This is a genomic window from Actinoplanes sichuanensis (assembly GCF_033097365.1).
In the GTDB taxonomy this organism is placed as follows: domain Bacteria; phylum Actinomycetota; class Actinomycetes; order Mycobacteriales; family Micromonosporaceae; genus Actinoplanes; species Actinoplanes sichuanensis.
This window is the reverse complement of record NZ_AP028461.1, coordinates 9,480,041-9,496,345: the sequence shown is the minus strand read 5'-3', so window position 1 is coordinate 9,496,345 and position 16,305 is coordinate 9,480,041. Positions and strand designations below refer to the sequence as shown.

Sequence of the window (16,305 nt, the reverse complement as noted above, 5' to 3'; positions counted from 1 at the left end):
ATCCGGATCGGTCGGGTGGTGGTGAGCCACGACGGTCGACGGAGCCGCCTCAGCGCCTTACTGACGCCCTCGGGGACCTGTGGGCGGGAGTGGATGAGGACCGGGAGCTCCGGGGCGCCGCACGAGGCGTTGAGGGCGTTTCGCGTCCGGCGGGTGGGCCGGGCGGTGGGCGTACCCCGGAAAATGCTTCTCCACAGCCTGTGGAAAACCCGGACCTGGCCGGGCCGGAACTTGCCCGGGCCGTGCTCGACGCGGCTTTGGCGCGGCGCCGTGAGGCGGCGTCGCGGACGTCGAAACGCCGGACCGGGACCGGTCAGGGCAGCGGCCGGCGGCTTCGTGGCTATTCCGGGCCGGGGCCGGATCCGCGTGATCCACAGTTGTTCGGGGCGATGCTGGAACGCCTGGTCAAGGCTCGCGGCTGGGAGAAGCCGAAGGCTGAGGCGACGGTTTTCGGCAGGTGGGAGAAAGTGGTCGGGCCGGACATCGCGGCGCACAGCCGACCGGTGCGGCTGGAGGGCGGGGTGCTGACCGTCGAGGCGGAGTCGACGGCGTGGGCCACCCAGTTGCGGATGCTCGCCGCCACTCTGCTCCGCAAGATCGCCGGTGAGGTCGGTAACAACGTGGTGACCAGGCTGAACATTCACGGGCCGGCGGCGCCGTCGTGGAGTCGTGGGCCGCGGCGGGTGCAGGGGCGCGGGCCCCGGGACACTTACGGCTGAAACTTTTCCGGCTCGGTGTGCGTCTGACCACGCATGACTCTGCTGCTGCGTCGTCTTCTGGTTCTGCTGCTGCTCGTGCTGGCACCGCTTCCGGTGGCCGCCCGACCAGCGTGGGCGTGTTCGTGCGCGGACAATCCGGATCCACTGGGTCGGTCCGAGACCGCCTTCGTCGGCGTGGCGGAGGACGTCGACGGCGCCATGTTCGGCAACGAGGTCGAGGTGCGTTTCGCCGTCGAGTCGGTGCAGAAGGGCGAACCCGGGGATTCGGTGACGCTGGTCACCATGAAGGATTCGGCGTCCTGTGGATACGAGTTCGTCGAGGGCGGCCGGTACCGGGTGTTCGAGACCGACGGGCAGACGAATCTGTGCGACGGCAACGAGCTGCTGTCCACCGGGCAGGCCACGGGTGGCGAGGACCGTACCCGGATCTTCTGGGGTGGGACGGTCCTGGTGTTGCTTCTCGTCTCCGGCGGGGTGACCTGGCTGGTCCGGAAGTCTTGACCGCGGCCGGTCAGTAGTCGGCGAAGATCGCGAAGCCGCGTTCGGCGCATCGGCGGTAGAAACCGGCCAATACGGCCAGTTCGGTGCGCGCGAAACTCCAGTGCGGGGAGTTGCCGGCGTCGTCGCGCAGCGCCGCGAGCCGCTGGTCCAGCCAGCGCAGTTGCTGCTCGGCGAGCCGGCCCGCGGAGATCGCGGTGCGCAGCACCTCGGTGACGGTGTCGAAGGTGACCAGGTCACCGAACTTCTCGTGGCCCTCGACGAATCGCTCCAGACCGCCGGCGATCCACGCGCAGCCGTCCGGGTCGATCACCGGATCCTCGTCCTCGGCGGCGGCCTCGGTGGCGTAGAGCACACCCTCAAGACCGAGAAGAAGATCGATCAGTTCGGTGTACGCGGTAGCGCGGACCGTGCCGGTCTTGGCGATGTGCAGCGCGAGCGCCCCGGTCGGCGCGGCGATCTCGGGCCGGTCCGCGATCGCTCCGAAGTCGACGAACTCGGCGGGAGCCACCGGGTCGTAGTACTGGTTGGTCCGCGGCCAGTGCACCGCGACGTTGTCCAGGCCCTTGTCGTGCGCCATTGGGGCCACCCCTCCTCGACCTGCCCTGCGACCACCCGGCCATCTCCGGCCCGCGCGGGCGAGGTTACGACACAGCCGCGGGACGTTGTCGAGCAGTGTCGCAGTGAGTGTGTGCGAGGCACGGCAGGCGCGCCCGACCGCCGTAACTGCCGCAGCGTTTGCCATTGCGTGGGTCGGCTGTGCCGTGTAGGGGATTACGTGGGTAGCGCCTCAAATCGCGCTACGGCACTCTCAGGCACCCGGAAGGGGTGCCGGACCCTCGCCGACTCGTTCCGGCGGAGTAGAATCGACAACGACCGGGAAAACTGTGCTTGACGGCCAAGTCGGCTACTCCGCCGACCCACATCGTCACGCTATGCGGTTTTTCCAGCCGATCACGATCCGCGGGCCGTCCGCGGCGACCGGCGCGCACGGTTCCACCGGTGGTCCGCTTCTTTCCGCGGTGTCATCTTCTGGTCCCCCGTGCGCGCGTGCCGCCGTCGACGAGCCCGCCAACCCCGTTGCGGGGCCTCCCCGGCCCGGCGCGAGAAAGTGGCCGAGGGTGTCAGAGAATCAGCAGGAATACGGTGCCGGCTCTATCACCGTGCTCGAAGGCCTGGAAGCGGTCCGCAAGCGTCCCGGTATGTACATCGGTTCCACCGGTGAGCGCGGTCTGCACCACCTGGTCTGGGAGGTTGTGGACAACGCGGTCGACGAGGCGTTGGCCGGTTACTGCGACACCATCGACGTGGTCCTGCTCCCCGATGGTGGCGTCTCGGTCACCGACAATGGCCGTGGTTTCCCGGTCGACCTGCACCCGACGCTGAAGAAGCCGGGTGTCGAGGTCGCACTGACCGTCCTGCACGCGGGCGGCAAGTTCGACGGCCAGGCCTACAAGGTCTCCGGCGGTCTGCACGGTGTCGGCGTCTCCGTGGTGAACGCGCTCTCGACCAGGATGGCCGTCGCGATCCAGAAGGACGGCTTCTGGTGGCGCCAGAAGTATGACTACTCCGTTCCCGGTGAGCTGGTGAAGGGCGAGCCGACCGACGAGCTGGGCTCGACCGTGCAGTTCTGGCCGGACCCGGACATCTTCGAGACGGTCGACTTCGACTACCAGACCATCTACCGGCGTCTGCAGGAGATGGCGTTCCTCAACCGCGCCCTCACCATCAACTACATCGACCAGCGTCCCGACCAGGTCGACGAGAACGGTGAGCACCGCAAGGTCACCTTCATGTACGAGGACGGCATCGCCGACTTCGTGCGGCACCTCAACGCCACGAAGAGCGCCATCCACAAGACGGTGATCCAGTTCGAGGCCGAGGACAACGACGCCGGCATGGGTGTCGAGGTCGCGATGCAGTGGAACGAGTCGTACGGCGAGTCGGTCTACACCTTCGCCAACCGCATCAACACGCACGAGGGCGGTACCCACGAGGAGGGCTTCCGCGCCGCACTGACGACGATCGTCAACAAGTACGGCATCGAGAAGAAGTTCCTCAAGGGCGACCAGAAACTGTCCGGTGAGGACATTCGTGAGGGCTTGGCCGCGATCATCTCGGTGACCCTTCGTGAGCCGCAGTTCGAGGGCCAGACCAAGACGAAGCTCGGCAACACCGACATGAAGAGCTTCGTGCAGAAGGTGGCGAACGAGCAGCTCGCCGACTGGTTCGACCGGAACCCGGCGGACGCCAAGCTGATCATCACGAAGGCCGACCAGGCGGCCCGCGCCCGGATCGCCGCCCAGCAGGCCCGCAAGCTGGCCCGCCGCAAGTCGCTGCTGGAGTCCGGCTCGATGCCGGGCAAGCTGGCCGACTGCCAGTCCACCGACCCGCGTGAGACCGAGCTGTTCATCGTCGAGGGTGACTCGGCCGGCGGTTCGGCGAAGTCCGGCCGGGAGAGCCGCATCCAGGCGATCCTTCCGATCCGCGGCAAGATCCTCAACGTGGAGAAGGCCCGGATCGACCGGGTGCTGAAGAACAACGAGGTCCAGGCGCTGATCACGGCCATGGGCACTGGCATCCACGACGAGTTCGACATCTCGAAGCTGCGGTATCACAAGATCATTTTGATGGCCGACGCCGACGTCGACGGCCAGCACATCCAGACGCTGCTGCTCACCCTGCTGTTCCGTTTCGTGCGGCCGCTGGTCGAGCACGGTCACGTCTACCTGGCGTCGCCGCCGCTTTACAAGATCAAGTGGAACAAGCGGGGGGACGACGCGCAGTACGCGTACTCCGACCGTGAGCGTGACGGGCTGATCGCGCTGCGTCAGCAGAAGAAGGCGAACGCCAAACCCGACGACATCCAGCGGTTCAAGGGTCTCGGCGAGATGAACTACGACGAGCTGTGGGACACCACGATGAACCCGGACACCCGCACCCTGCGTCAGGTGACCCTGGACGATGCGGCCGTCGCCGACGAGCTGTTCAGCGTGCTGATGGGTGAGGACGTGGAGGCCCGGCGGTCCTTCATCCAGCGCAACGCCAAGGACGTCAGGTTCCTCGACATTTAACTTCGGGAAGCCGTATCCACAGCGTGCGGCCACTTTCCACAGTGTTATCCACAGCCTTATGCCAGTTTCGGCAGCATTTGCCCGGCATCACCTTGAGTAAGGGTTAAAAGTGACTGACACTCCCGAGCCCCCCGGCGACGACGAGACCCCGGCCGATATCGGCGGCAGCGTGACCCAACGCATCGAGCCGGTCGGCCTCGAGGTCGAGATGCAGCGGTCGTACCTCGACTACGCGATGAGCGTCATCGTCGGCCGGGCGCTGCCCGACGTGCGGGACGGTCTCAAGCCGGTACACCGCAAGATCCTCTACGCGATGTACGACGCGGGCTTCCGTCCCGACCGCGGTTACGTCAAGTGCGCCCGCATCGTCGGCGACGTGATGGGCAACTACCACCCGCACGGCGACTCGTCGATCTACGACGCCCTGGTGCGTATGGGGCAGCGTTGGTCGCTGCGCTACCCGCTGATCGACAGCAACGGCAACTTCGGCTCGCCGGGTAACGACCCGCCCGCGGCCATGCGCTACACCGAGGCGAAGTTGTCCCCGCTGGCGATGGAGATGCTGCGGGACATCGACGAGGACACCGTCGACATGCAGGACAACTACGACGGGCGCACCAAGGAGCCGACGATCCTGCCGGCTCGGTTCCCGAACCTGCTGGTCAACGGCTCCGAGGGCATCGCGGTCGGGATGGCCACCAAGATCCCGCCGCATAACCTGGGCGAGATCGCCAGCGCCGTCCAGTGGCAGCTCGACCACCCCGAGTCGGACGAGGCGACCGCACTCGAAGCGATGATCGAGCTGGTCAAGGGGCCGGACTTCCCGACCAAGGGCATGATCGTCGGCCAGTCGGCGATCAACGACGCGTACCGGACCGGCCGTGGGTCGATCCGGATGCGCGCGGTGGTCGAGGTCGAGGAGGACACCCGCGGCCGGCCCTGTCTCGTGGTGACCGAGCTGCCGTACCAGGTGAACCCGGACAACCTCGCCGAACGCATCGCCGAGCTGGTCAAGGAAGGCAAGCTCACCGGCATCGCGGACATCCGGGACGAGTCGTCCGGCCGTACCGGCATGCGGTTGATCCTGGTCCTGAAGCGCGACGCGGTCGCCAAGGTCGTGCTGAACAACCTCTACAAGCACACCCAGCTCCAGGAGACGTTCGGCGCCAACATGCTGGCGATCGTCGACGGGGTGCCGCGCACGCTCAACCTGGCGCAGTTCATCCGCTACTACGTCGAGCACCAGATCGAGGTCATCCAGCGCCGGACCGCGTTCCGGCTGCGCAAGGCCGAGGAGCGGGCCCACATCCTGCGCGGTCTGGCCAAGGCGCTGGACATGCTCGACGAGGTGATCGCCCTGATCCGGCGCTCGACCACGGTCGAGGACTCACGTCAGGGCCTGATGCAGCTCCTCGACGTCGACGAGATCCAGGCGACCGCGATCCTCGACATGCAGCTGCGCCGCCTCGCGGCTCTGGAGCGGCAGCGCATCATCGACGAGCTGGCGAAGATCGAGATCGAGATCGCCGACTTCAAGGACATCCTGGCGAAGCCGGAGCGGCAGCGGGCGATCATCTCGGAGGAACTGGCCGAGATCGTCGCGAAGTTCGGCGACGAGCGGCGCACCCAGATCATCCCGTTCGACGGCGAGGTCTCCATGGAGGACCTCATCGCCCGGGAAGACGTTGTGGTGACCATCACACGAACTGGTTACGCCAAGCGGACGAAGACCGATCTGTACCGGTCGCAGAAGCGCGGCGGCAAGGGCGTGAGCGGCGCCACGCTGCGGCAGGACGACATCGTGTCGCACTTCTTCGTCATTTCTACACACGATTGGATGCTGTTCTTCACGAACAAGGGCCGGGTCTACCGGGCGAAGGCGTACGAACTGCCCGAAGCCAGCCGTGTGGCCAAGGGACAGCACGTCGCGAACCTGCTCGCCTTCCAGCCCGACGAGCACATCGCCCAGATCATCCAGATCCCGAACTACGAGGTCGCGCCGTACCTTGTGCTCGCCACTAAGAATGGGCTCGTGAAGAAGACGCGCCTGGAGGAATTTGACTCCAACCGCAGCGGTGGCATTATCGCCATCAACCTGCGGGAGGATGACGAATTGGTGGGCGCGGCGCTGGCGGCTCCGGAGGACGACCTGCTTCTGGTGTCCAAGAAAGCCCAGGCCATCCGCTTCAACGCGACCGACGAGGCGCTGCGCCCGATGGGCCGCGCGACGTCCGGTGTCATCGGCATGCGCTTCGGTGACAACGATGAACTTCTGGCGATGGAAGTGGTCCGGCCGGACATGGATGTGTTGGTCGCCACCGATGGTGGGTATGCGAAGCGCACGCCCATCGAGGAGTATCCGGTGCAGGGGCGTGGCGGCAAGGGGGTACTGACCGCCAAGATCACTGAGCGTCGTGGTGGACTTGTCGGCGCTCTGGTGATCAGCCCGGAGGATGAACTGTTTGCCATCACCAGCAATGGTGGTGTCATCCGGACTCCCGTGAAGCCTGTACGGCGCACACGGGATCGGAACACAATGGGGGTCAAGCTGATGGACCTCCCAGAAGGTGTAACCATCGTGGCGCTTGCTCGCAATGCCGACGAGCCTGACGAACAGGACTAGTTGATGCCGGAGACACAGGCGAAGTCGGGGGGCCCCGGGACCTCAGCGACTCCGGACGATGCGGCGAAGAAAGACGCTGCCGCACCGGCTGGTCGCGAGAGCACAGGGCGCGCCTCTGTCCCCGCCGATGCCCCGTCCCCGCCGAAGTTCACCAGGGCGCCGGGTATGGCCCCGCCGCCCGGTGAGCCGGCCGCCGGCAACACCGACGGCGCCGACCCCAAACGCCCAGGCGTGCAGCCACCGGTGAAGGGCTCGGCCTCGGTGCCGGTCGTCACCAAGGGCAAGGGTGCCGCTCCGGGGACGACCTCTGGGCGTACCCCGGTGGCTCCTCCCGCCGCGTCCCCCAGTAACCCGCAGCGGCCCACCACCCCGCCGGCGCCGCAAGCGACCGCACCCGGAGCTGCGAAGCAGCGCACCGGGTCGACGCCGGCGGCAGGCGGCGCGGCCGCCGTCGGAGCAGCCCGTGTCTCCGAGGCCGTGCGATCGGCTCGTTCCACCGTGTCGTCGGCGGCCGCCCGCGGTCCCCGACGCGCCCGGCTGAACCTGAAGCGCATCGACCCCTGGTCGGTGATGAAGTTCTCGTTCGCCGTGTCGATCGTGCTCTTCATCGTGGTGGTCGTCGCCACCTCGGTGCTCTACCTCGCCCTCGACACGATGGGCGTCTGGAGCTCCGTCAACGGCAACCTCCAGGAGTTGGTCACCGCCAGTGGTGGTACTGAGGGCAGCACCACCAGCGCCTTCCGGATCACCGCCTGGGGCGTCATCGGCACGTCGATGCTGATCGGTGCGGTCAATGTGGTGCTGTTCACCGCACTGGCCACACTGGGTGCGTTCATCTACAACGTTTGCGCCGACCTGGTCGGTGGCATCGAGCTCACGCTGGCCGAACGCGACTGACGATCCGCCATCGGGTTGCGGGTACCCCCGCTTTGGAGACCCGCAACCCGATGCGGTAACGTTCTGTTCGCAGGTGAGGGGCTATAGCTCAGTCGGTTAGAGCGCAGAGCTGATAACTCTGAGGTCGATGGTTCGATTCCATCTAGCCCCACGAGATGACCGGGTGGCCTCTGTTCGCGGAATGCGCGAGCCGGGGTCACTCTTCATTTTGCTAGCCTGGGGGCCGAGCCCCCAGACCCCGCGTCACGGTGGTTACGGCTTGCGGTCACTGCGGCGTCGATTGGTTGCGGTGAATGTGGGTGCGGCAATCTAAGGTTGAACGGGGTTAAGGTTTTTCTGGCCTGATGTTTGAGGGGTGGCTGTTCAGTGTTGAAGAAGCTCCTGATCATTGCTGGTGTCGTCGGTGTGGCGGCTCTGGTGGTCAAGAAGGTCAAGGCCTCCAGTGACGAGCGTGCCCTCTGGCACGAGGCGACCACCGCTCCCGACCTGCGATAACGCCGGTCACGGGGCCCTAGCTCAACTGGCAGAGCACCGCCTTTGCAAGGCGGGGGTTAGGGGTTCAAGTCCCCTGGGCTCCACCGAAATTTCGAACGCCGTCCGGGTGCCGGGCGGCGTTTTCCGTTCGTGCCGGCCTCGATACCCGACAGGTGCCCGGTCTTTTACCGGAACTAGGGCTACATCGAGCAGGCGGCGGCCTGAGAGGCGCGGTGACGGCCTGCCCCGGGCAGACGCTGCCCCGACTATCAGGGATGCGGGCCGCGTGGCACGAAGATCCCCTCAGCGGTTCTCGATACCGGCTCCCCGAACTGTTCGGCGACGACGGCTCGGAAGAATCCGGATACCGGGCGGACGCGTCGCATCGATGACCGGATCACGATGGTACGGGGCGGTCGCGCTGTTTTTGTCCTGGATTCCAGCAGTCGTCACCGGACCGCCGCGATCGACGCGATGACCACGGAAAACCTCGTCCGGGACGGCCATCGACGGCTCGCCGAATGGGGTCAACCATGACAGGGACGTTACGGACCTTCGATCTTTGATCTACTAGACGGGTGAAACGCCGCTCGGTCCTGCTTCTTCTGCCCCTCACGGCCGCCGCCGGATGTGGCTCACCCGGCGCCGCCGATCCGCGCCCGTCCGGCTCGGAGGCGCTCGACTACAGCTGGCCTGATCATCACCCGGGTCTCACCAGCGGGTTCTGCTTCACCATCGTGAAGGGGCTTCAGCCGCACGAGCTCATCGAGCGAGTGGGTGGCAAGGAACTGCAGCGGGTGGAATGGCCGCGGGTCCTCGGTCCCGGCGACGGTGAGGTGGGCGTGCGGAGCCGGTTCTTCATCGGCATCATCGGCGTGGGCAAGTGGACCGTCGTCGTCGAGGACAACGGTTCCCTCGGTGTCACGCCGAAGATCGTTCAGCCGTTGTCCGCGAAAGGTGGCCTGGTGGTCGGGTACCGGGGAGGTGGCGGCAGCCCAGGGCATCTCATGATCGGCCGTGACGGAGATCTCGCCCTCGATCTCGACACCTCGGCGCCGGACCGAGCCACCGGCACCAAGGTGGCCGATTACCGGAAAGATCTCCTGGCAGCGGGCCTGTCCGGGCGATCCGGGCCGGCCGACCCGACTGTGGCGGCGCTCACCTTCATCGCCAAGCGGACCGGAATCAAGCTGGTCGAGCCGTGGCTGCAGACCCGGTCGTATCTGCTGGTCAGCGTTCCGCAGGTATAGATACCCATTTGCCCGTTCTCTGAATGTGCCGGGTTATCCACAGAGGAATGAAGGAGCCCTGCGCTGCACAGTTCGTGCGGTTAGCCTGCATGTCGTGGATGAACGAAGACGGGCCGCCGCCGTGATCGTCCGAGACGGCCGTGTGCTGATGGTGCACGAGCGCAGCCGGCGATCCGGTGGCGGTGAGTGGTGGACCCTTCCCGGTGGCGGCCTGCGCCCCGGTGAGACGGCCGAGGAGGCGTTGCGGCGCGAGGTCTTCGAGGAGACCGGCCTGGTCGTCAGCGACGCCCGCTACGTGCTCGAGATGCCCTACCCGTCGGGCATGACATCGGTCTTCGCGGTGACGGTGGCGGACGGGGAGCCCCGAGTCGGGCGAGACGACGGTTTCGGGCCGGAGCAACTCGGAGTCGACTGGCTGCCGGTTCCGGAGCTGCCGATCGAAACCAACGGTGTGCCGGTGCCGCCGTTGATGGTGGTGCTGCCGACGCTTCCCGGTCAGACCGAGGGGGCCGAGTCCGCCAGCGGGTCTCTGGCCTCGACGGCCGGCGCGGGAGCCGGGCGTGGTGCCGGCGGCGATGTGACGGCACGACGGCGCTCCAGCACGAAGTAGATGCAGGCGGCCGTGTAACCGGCGGCCAGCAGGGCGCTGACGGCGCGGATCGCCGGGGCGAGCAGCGGGGTCGTGGCGGTGGCGGCCGCGATGATCGCCCAGCATCCGAGCAGGATCGTGTTCACCGTGTCGGTCCGGTACCAGACGATCTGTGAGCGGCGACGGGCCTGGCGCTGGATCTCGACGACGAGAGCATGCGACATCACCAGTGCCAGCAGGCCGAGCAGTAGCACCGCGAAGATCGAGTGATGGCCGCCGGAGACGGCGACCATGGCCGTCGCACCGGCCATCAGCGCGAGACCACTGACGGTCCCAACGCGCGCTTGTCGACGATCCTCCACAACCTCTGACGGTCGGCATGATCGGGCCGGAACTGAGTGCTTTCCGGTTCTTTCCACGTTCACGGACGCCGATTTGGCTGCGTCTGGTGCGTATCAGGATTACTGTCCGGTGGGTCCTTGCGTTCTTGGGGTCCTTGCGTTCTTCGGGTCCTTGCGTTCTTCGGGTCCTTGCGTTCTTGGGGTCCTTGCGTTCTTCGGGTCCTTGCGTTCTTCGGGTCCTTGCGTTCTTCGGGTCCTCCTGTTCGTTGGGCGCTCCTGTCCGGTGGGCGCATGGGTTCTGCGGCCGGATGTGCCGTGATCGTCGGCTTGGGTGAGGATGACGGGATGATGGGAAGCCTCCAGACTGAACCCGCCCAGTCCCGCCCGGATCTGCTCGCCCCTCCGGTCGCCAAGGCCCTTGCCGTCTGGCCGCCCGAAGGACCGATCGACGCCGATCAGGTGCTGGTGGCGCCGATCGATCCCGGTCTGGCGGACACGGCGGCTTTCTGCGAGGCGTACGGCGTGGGGCTCGCCGAGTCCGCCAACTGCGTGATCGTGTCCGGTGGTCGGGGCGGTGTCACCAAGTACGCGGCCTGCATCATCCTGGCCAATACACGGGCCGACGTGAACGGTGTGGTCCGCCGGCACCTCGACGTGCGCAAGGCCAGCTTCGCGCCGATGGAGGAGGCGGTGTCGCTGACCGGGATGGAGTATGGCGGCATCACCCCGATCGGGCTTCCCGCCGACTGGCCGATCATGGTCGATGCCCGCGTCGTGGCCACTCCACACGTGATCATCGGCTCCGGGGTCCGGCACAGCAAGATCGTGATCGCCGGGCCGGCGCTCGGTGCTCTCCCGGGTGCCGAGGTCATCGACGGCCTTGCCCGCCTGGTAGCCGGACCCATGTGACGGCCGCGAGATCCATTACTCGTCACTGAACCCGTGCCGACGGCTGCCAGGCCACGTGAATCGGCTGGCGGCCTATGTGACGGTTGCTGGACCCATGTTTCGGCCGCTGGATCCCGCGAGACAGGCCGCCGGCGCCATATTTGGCCACTGGACCCGTGTGACGTGCGGCCAGGCCGACGTTGCGGCGGCCGAGCCGACATGGGCGGGGCTGACGCGGCGATGGTCGGGCCGGCATGGGCCGGGCTGACGCGGCGATGGTCGGGCCGGCATGGGCCGGGCTGACACGGCGATGGTCGGGCCGACATGGGCCGGGCTGACACGGCGATGGTCGGGCCGACATGGGCCGGGCTGACACGGCGGTCGTCGGGCTGGGCTGGCGGGGCTCACGCCCGACCGGCGTGACGGTTACTCGCCTCGCATCCGGATTGATGTGACGAGGTGACGTGGTCGCCACTCAACCAGTGGGTGACCAGCAGCTCAACGGCCCATCAATGCGACAACCATCTATGTCGTTTCACGTGAAACGTCATAGACCGGCGTTGGCGCTCTCCCGTCGGAGGATCTCCTCGAAGGCCGACAGCAGTGTCTCGGTGTCGTGGGCCCCCGGCATCGCGTACTTGCCATCGATCACGAAGGTCGGGACGCTGCTGATGCCGAGCGCCCGAGCCTCCTCGATGTCGGTGTTGACCGCGGTGGTGCCCGCCTCCGATTCGAGGTGGGTCAGCGCGTCGCCGGCATCGAGCCCGATCGAGCCGGCGACCCCGGCGATCGCGGGCAGGGAGCCGATGTCGACACCGTCGGCGAAGTGAGCCCGCTGGAGTGCATCGAGCATGTCGGCCTGCCGGTCCTGTGTCGCCGCCCAGGCGATCAGTCGATGGGCCGCGAACGTATTGGCCGCAACCGCCCGGTCGTAGTCGATCGTCAGGCCCTCGGCCGCGGCCATCTCGGTCACCCGAGCGAGCATCTCCTCGACCTGCTCCGGCCCGCCGAACCTCGCGGCCATCGCCTGCTTGATCGGCAGTGGTTCCGGCACCGGCTCGGCGCTCAATTGGAACGCCCGATAGGTGACTGTCACCTCGCCGCCGATGGCCGCGAGTGCCTTCTCGAGCCGGGCCTTACCGATGTAGCACCACGGGCAGACGACGTCGGACCAGACCTGAATGTCCACGTCACTCCGCCCCGAGCGGGGCGGACTGCTCGGCCACCTGCCGTTTGAGACGGGCCAGAATCGCCGTCCCGCCGCGGACCCGCAACGGACTGATCGCCTGAGCAAGACCCATCCGAGAATAAAGATCATCTGGTACGGCCAGAACCTCCGCCGCGGACGCGCCGGCCAGGCCCTCGGCCAGAATGCCGGCAAACGCCCGCGTGGTCGGCGCCTCGGGCGGGCAGTCGAAGAGCGACACCACACTGCCGTCCGGCTGCACGGTCGCCTTCAGGAAGAACTGCGTCTGACACTCCGGAACCTGCTCCATGCCCTCGTGGCCGGCCAGATCCGCTGGCAGCGCGGGCACCGCATCGGCGAACTCCAGCAGCATCTCCAGCACGACGTCACGGGGTGCGGTCGCGAACTCATCGACGATCTCAGCCAGTTTCGGCGGCATGTCAGTCACGACATCGACCCTACGCGCCGACCTGCTGACCGCTCGCCGTGCGCTGCCTCACCCTGATGCCGGCCGCGCCCGGGTGGATGCCGAGCGCGGCCGTCTTGTCGGCGCGGGGATCAGGCTGCCGGGATCAGGCCGCCGGGGCTCAAGCCGCCAAGGCTCAAGCCGCTGGGGATTAGAGCGCATCTGACGGATCATCACGGATGACTGTGGTCGATCGTTGGCGTGTTGTGGCTGGTGATTTGACTGATCAGGACTGGGAGCGGCTGGAGCCGTTGTTGCCGTCCATGGCGCCGCAGCGTGGTGGTCGGTGGCGTGATCATCGGCAGGTGATCAACGGGATCCTGTGGCGCGTCGAGAACGGCGCGAAGTGGGAGGAGATCCCGGATCGGTACGGTCCGGCGAAGACTTGTTACGACCGGTTCGCCCGGTGGGAGCAGGACGGCACTTGGGCACGTATCGAGAAGTATCTGCAGGCGGAGGCCGACGCGGCCGGTGATCTCGACTGGCGTGCGCAGGTCGACTCCACCATCGTGCGGGCGCACCAGCATGCCGCCGGGGCCCGTAAAGGGGGTTGAGCAGGGCGGATTCGCGGGCAGCCCAAGGGATGGGTCGCTCGCGAGGAGGACTGACCACCAAACTGCATCTGCTTGCTGATGGACGCGGCCGCAGTCTGGTCAGACGGCTCACACCCGGGCAGGCCTCCGACACCCGGGAACTGGTGCCGTTGCTCGACAACGTCGCGGTGGCCCGGCCCGGAGGTGTCGGCCGCCCCCGCAAGCGTCTTGATCATCTGACCGCTGACAAGGCGTACGGGTCGAAGGCCAACCGGCGTTCGCTGAAGGCCCGGCGGATCCCGCACACCATCCCGGAACGCGATGATGTGCGCAGAAGCCGCGCCAGGAAGGGTTCCCGCGGCGGGCGGCCGCCGAACTTCAACGCACAGCGGTACAAGGACCGTAACCAGGTCGAACGGGCATTCAATCGGCTCAAGCAGTTCCGGGCCGTCGCGACCAGGTACGACAAGCTCAAAGACCGTTACGAGGCAACGGTAACCGTCGCCTCGATCATGATCTGGCTCCGCGCTAAACCGGACCGGAGCCGACCATGATCCGTCAGATGCTCTCTAGGCCGCCGCGGAGGAGGTCGGCAGCAGGGCTATGTCGCTGAGGCTGAGGATGCCGACCAGTTTGCGGTCGGCGTCGCAGACCAGGAGACGGCGTACGCCGCGTTCCCGCATGGCCTGGACCGCCTCCTCGACGGTCGCGCTCTGCTCGATCATCAGCAGCTCACGGGTGGCGATCGCACCCAACGTCGTGGTGGCCGGGGACAGCTTCTCGGCGATCGCCCGGACCACGATGTCCCGGTCGGTGACTATGCCGGCCATGGTCGGACCCTGGGTGACGACCACATCGCCGATGCCCTGATCGCTCATCACCTGAGCGGCCTCGTCGAGTGGGGTGTCCTCGGGAAGGTAGACGACCCGCCGGGTCATCGCGTCCGCGACCAGCCTGACCATTGCTCTGCTCCTCCACCGCCGTTGCAGCACGAGGACTACCCGAGCTCCGCCGTGATCACACCCGCCACGTCCACAAGGGGAACTTCCTTTCGATCCTGCGTGCGGCGGTCGCGTACTTCCACGTACCCCTCGGAAAGACGGCGGCCGACCACGACGCACCTGGAGATGCCGATGAGCTCGGCGTCGGTGAATTTGACCCCGGCCGAGACGTTCGGCCGGTCGTCGACGAGAACCCGCAGGCCGGCACGCGAAAGCGTGCCGCCGAGGGTGAGGGCCGCCTCGACCTGGCCGTCCTTGCCCGCCGCGACGATGTGTACGTCGGCCGGGGCGATTCCGGCCGGCCAGGTCAGGCCGCGCTCGTCGTGGTGTTGCTCGGCGATCGCCGCGACCGCCCGGGACAGGCCGATGCCATAGCAGCCCATGGTCGGCCGGGACGGTTTGCCGTCGGCGCCGAGCACGTCGACCTTGAACGCATCGGTGTAGCGCCGGCCGAGCTGGAAGATGTGCCCGATCTCGATGCCGCGCCGCATGGTGAGGCTGCCGTCGCCGCAGACCGGGCAGGGGTCGCCGGGCCGGACCTCGGCCGCCTCGACGGTGCCGTCGGGGGTGAAATCGCGGCCGCAGACCACGTCGGTGGCGTGTTTGCCCGGTTCGTTGGCGCCGGTCAGCCACGCCGTGCCGGGGGCGACGCGGGGATCCGCCAGGTATCGGATCTTGATGTCCTGCGGTCCGATGTAGCCCTTGACCAGGTCGGGCCGGGAGTCGAAGCCGTCGAAGAGGACCGCGGTGGCCGGCGCGAGAGCGGCGTTGAGCCGCTTCAGGTCGACCTCGCGGTCGCCGGGCAGGCCGATCGCCAGCAATTCCGGCTCACGGCCGGGATGCTGCACGGTCACCACCACGTTCTTCAGGGTGTCCGCGGCTGTCCAGTCGGTACGGCCGGCGAGCGCCCGCTCGTTGGCGAGGTCGACGAGCGAGGCGATGGTCGGCGTCTCGGGAGTGTCGTGCACCGCCAGGGAGGGCGCGGTCACCTCGCGGGCGGGCGGGGCCGGAGTGGTCACAGCCTCGGTGTTGGCGGCGTAGTCACAGGCCGTGCAGCCGACGTAGGTGTCCTCGCCGACCTCGGCCGAGGCCAGGAACTCCTCGGACGCCGAACCGCCCATCGCGCCCGACATGGCCGAGACGATCGTGTGGTCCAGGCCGAGTCGGGTGAAGATCCGCTGGTAGGCGGCCCGCATCCGGTCATAGGCCGCAGCCAGCCCGGCATCGGTGAGGTCGAAGGAGTAGGCGTCCTTCATGAGAAACTCGCGGCCGCGCAGCAGCCCGCCCCGGGGCCGGGCCTCGTCGCGGAACTTGGTCTGGATCTGGAAGAGGATCAGCGGAAAGTCCCGATAGGACCCGGTCATGTCCTGCACGAGCAGGGTGACCATCTCCTCGTGGGTCGGTGCCAGAAGATGATCGGCGCCCCGCCGGTCCTTGAGCGTGAAGATGTCGTCGCCGTACTCGGTCCAGCGGCCGCTCGTCTCGTAGGGCTCGCGCGGCAGCAGCGCGGGAAACGAGATCTCCTGCCCGCCGGCCGCGAACATCTCCTCCTGGACGACCGCCACGATCCGGTCGAGGACCAGCTTGCCGAGCGGCAGCCAGGTGTAGCCACCCGGAGCGGCGCGGCGGACGAACCCGGCGCGCACGAGGAGGCGGTGACTCGGCACCTCCGCGTCCGCCGGCTCCTCGCGCAGGGTCTTGAGCAGCAAGGTGGACATCCGAAGCAACATGGAAACCGAGCTTAGGGACCGTCGGCCGGGAGGACA

General features: G+C 67.3%; 16 protein-coding genes and 2 tRNA genes. 12 read left to right on the top strand and 6 right to left on the bottom strand.

Annotation, left to right across the window (positions count from 1 at the left end; genetic code table 11):
* Positions 1 to 200: 200 nt before the first annotated feature.
* Positions 201 to 719: a DUF721 domain-containing protein gene (locus Q0Z83_RS43700; protein WP_317789363.1), complete on the top strand. Its 519-nt coding sequence runs from the start codon at positions 201 to 203 to the stop codon at positions 717 to 719.
* A gap of 33 nt (positions 720 to 752) precedes the next feature.
* Positions 753 to 1,220 carry a hypothetical protein gene (locus Q0Z83_RS43695; protein ID WP_317789362.1) on the top strand — a complete coding sequence of 156 codons (468 nt, stop codon included), beginning with the start codon at positions 753 to 755 and terminating at the stop codon, positions 1,218 to 1,220.
* 10 nt (positions 1,221 to 1,230) lie between these two features.
* Here Q0Z83_RS43695 and Q0Z83_RS43690 read toward each other — a convergent pair whose 3' ends face one another.
* Positions 1,231 to 1,797, bottom strand: coding sequence for a hypothetical protein (locus Q0Z83_RS43690; protein ID WP_093620804.1), 567 nt, complete (start codon positions 1,795 to 1,797; stop codon positions 1,231 to 1,233).
* A gap of 541 nt (positions 1,798 to 2,338) precedes the next feature.
* On the opposite strand from Q0Z83_RS43690, the gene gyrB reads away from it, so the two are divergent.
* The 8 genes from gyrB (at position 2,339) to Q0Z83_RS43650 (ending at position 10,145) form a co-directional block, all read left to right on the top strand.
* A complete protein-coding gene (gyrB, locus tag Q0Z83_RS43685) occupies positions 2,339 to 4,291 on the top strand; it encodes a DNA topoisomerase (ATP-hydrolyzing) subunit B (protein ID WP_317789361.1) in 1,953 nt (650 codons plus the stop codon).
* A 109-nt stretch (positions 4,292 to 4,400) separates the two neighbouring features.
* Positions 4,401 to 6,914: a DNA gyrase subunit A gene (gene gyrA, locus Q0Z83_RS43680; protein ID WP_317789359.1), complete on the top strand. Its 2,514-nt coding sequence runs from the start codon at positions 4,401 to 4,403 to the stop codon at positions 6,912 to 6,914.
* A gap of 3 nt (positions 6,915 to 6,917) precedes the next feature.
* A complete protein-coding gene (locus tag Q0Z83_RS43675) occupies positions 6,918 to 7,811 on the top strand; it encodes a DUF3566 domain-containing protein (protein ID WP_317789357.1) in 894 nt (297 codons plus the stop codon).
* Between the two features lie 77 nt (positions 7,812 to 7,888).
* Positions 7,889 to 7,962: transfer RNA gene (locus tag Q0Z83_RS43670), tRNA-Ile, on the top strand.
* 215 nt (positions 7,963 to 8,177) lie between these two features.
* A complete protein-coding gene (locus Q0Z83_RS43665; RefSeq protein ID WP_211304171.1) occupies positions 8,178 to 8,306 on the top strand; it encodes a DLW-39 family protein in 129 nt (42 codons plus the stop codon).
* A 10-nt stretch (positions 8,307 to 8,316) separates the two neighbouring features.
* A tRNA-Ala gene (locus Q0Z83_RS43660) sits at positions 8,317 to 8,389 on the top strand.
* Between the two features lie 474 nt (positions 8,390 to 8,863).
* A complete protein-coding gene (locus tag Q0Z83_RS43655; RefSeq protein WP_317789355.1) occupies positions 8,864 to 9,535 on the top strand; it encodes a DUF6461 domain-containing protein in 672 nt (223 codons plus the stop codon).
* 94 nt (positions 9,536 to 9,629) lie between these two features.
* Entirely contained in the window at positions 9,630 to 10,145 is a 516-nt protein-coding gene (locus tag Q0Z83_RS43650) for an NUDIX hydrolase (RefSeq protein WP_317789354.1), read from the top strand.
* Here Q0Z83_RS43650 and Q0Z83_RS43645 read toward each other — a convergent pair.
* Positions 10,031 to 10,435: a hypothetical protein gene (locus Q0Z83_RS43645; protein WP_317789353.1), complete on the bottom strand. Its 405-nt coding sequence runs from the start codon at positions 10,433 to 10,435 to the stop codon at positions 10,031 to 10,033. The genes Q0Z83_RS43650 and Q0Z83_RS43645 overlap by 115 nt on opposite strands.
* A gap of 378 nt (positions 10,436 to 10,813) precedes the next feature.
* On the opposite strand from Q0Z83_RS43645, the gene Q0Z83_RS43640 reads away from it, so the two are divergent.
* On the top strand, positions 10,814 to 11,374 hold the full coding sequence (locus Q0Z83_RS43640) for a YbaK/EbsC family protein (protein WP_317797293.1): 561 nt from the start codon (positions 10,814 to 10,816) through the stop codon (positions 11,372 to 11,374).
* A 526-nt stretch (positions 11,375 to 11,900) separates the two neighbouring features.
* Here the strand turns inward: Q0Z83_RS43640 and Q0Z83_RS43635 are convergent.
* The gene (locus Q0Z83_RS43635) at positions 11,901 to 12,542 is read right to left on the bottom strand and encodes a DsbA family oxidoreductase (RefSeq protein WP_317789351.1); all 642 of its coding nucleotides are present in this window, start codon (positions 12,540 to 12,542) and stop codon (positions 11,901 to 11,903) included.
* A gap of 1 nt (position 12,543) precedes the next feature.
* Positions 12,544 to 12,987: a SufE family protein gene (locus Q0Z83_RS43630; RefSeq protein WP_317789350.1), complete on the bottom strand. Its 444-nt coding sequence runs from the start codon at positions 12,985 to 12,987 to the stop codon at positions 12,544 to 12,546.
* Positions 12,988 to 13,184: 197 nt separating this feature from the next.
* On the opposite strand from Q0Z83_RS43630, the gene Q0Z83_RS43625 reads away from it, so the two are divergent.
* Positions 13,185 to 14,092 (top strand): IS5 family transposase gene (locus Q0Z83_RS43625; RefSeq protein ID WP_396349876.1). Its coding sequence is split into 2 segments (ribosomal slippage): positions 13,185 to 13,556 and positions 13,559 to 14,092, totalling 906 coding nucleotides; the frame shifts between segments, so codons are not numbered across the junction.
* A gap of 15 nt (positions 14,093 to 14,107) precedes the next feature.
* On the opposite strand, the gene Q0Z83_RS43620 is transcribed toward Q0Z83_RS43625, so the two are convergent.
* Both Q0Z83_RS43620 and Q0Z83_RS43615 read right to left on the bottom strand, forming a co-directional pair.
* Positions 14,108 to 14,500 (bottom strand): CBS domain-containing protein, encoded by a 393-nt coding sequence (locus Q0Z83_RS43620; RefSeq protein WP_317789348.1) that lies wholly within the window; start codon positions 14,498 to 14,500, stop codon positions 14,108 to 14,110.
* 35 nt (positions 14,501 to 14,535) lie between these two features.
* The gene (locus Q0Z83_RS43615; protein WP_317789346.1) at positions 14,536 to 16,269 is read right to left on the bottom strand and encodes a proline--tRNA ligase; all 1,734 of its coding nucleotides are present in this window, start codon (positions 16,267 to 16,269) and stop codon (positions 14,536 to 14,538) included.
* Positions 16,270 to 16,305 lie beyond the last annotated feature (36 nt).